The sequence below is a fragment of the Iodobacter sp. BJB302 genome, assembly GCF_002735645.1.
In the GTDB taxonomy this organism is placed as follows: Bacteria; Pseudomonadota; Gammaproteobacteria; order Burkholderiales; family Chitinibacteraceae; genus Iodobacter.
Genome location: NZ_PDZG01000188.1, coordinates 1 through 675, shown reverse-complemented (window position 1 = coordinate 675; position 675 = coordinate 1). Strand labels below are relative to the sequence as shown.

1 protein-coding gene is annotated in these 675 nt (G+C 47.3%); it reads right to left on the bottom strand.

Annotated elements, in window-relative coordinates; translation table 11 throughout:
• Positions 1-154: 154 nt before the first annotated feature.
• Complete coding sequence (locus tag CSQ88_RS22560; protein WP_099400275.1) at positions 155-523, bottom strand: antibiotic biosynthesis monooxygenase; 369 nt, start codon at positions 521-523, stop codon at positions 155-157.
• Between the last annotated feature and the right edge of the window lie 152 nt (positions 524-675).

The window sequence follows — 675 nt, the reverse complement described above, 5'->3', positions numbered from 1 at the left end:
ATAAACCTTGCTCAATGCTTGGTGTTTAAAGTCGTCAGAATACGTAATTTTTTGCATGATGAAGCCTATGTTTTTTTCAAGCCCATGAAAATTCAGAGGCGACAACTAGTCTGACATAGGGGGATATGGAAGATTTCAGTCTTTCACCTGGCGCTCAATCAATATCTGCATGCGCCATGGGTCTTGATGCTTGAATCCGGGTGCACATTTGGGGGACTGGCTGGAGGCCGGGGCCGGCAATTTGCTCGTAGTGCAGCACAGTTGGGAATGGATCATAGAAGTGATGCAGAAGCTGACGCCACTCTTGGTATTGCTCTGATTTGCGGAAGCCAACCTCGTGGTGTTCAACCGACTCCCAACGCACTAGCAACATGTAGTGGGCGACTTGTTCAATACATCGCTGCAGTTCATGGCCCAAATAGCCAGGCATGGACGAAATGATTGCTTGCGCCTTGTCGAATGCAGATTCGAACTCTGAAGTTTGCTCTGGCTTTACCTGCAGTTGCGCGATTTCGATGATCACAGGTGGTTCCTAAGAAAGGGGCTAACGCAATGCTGTTCACTTTATGATTTTTATTCCCCAGTTATGCCGTTGATTAAGAATTTCCGTGCCTTTTCTACTTGCAAAATGCTTAGTTCGTCGTTTCACAACCCGCGGATTACTGCGTCCTGTTG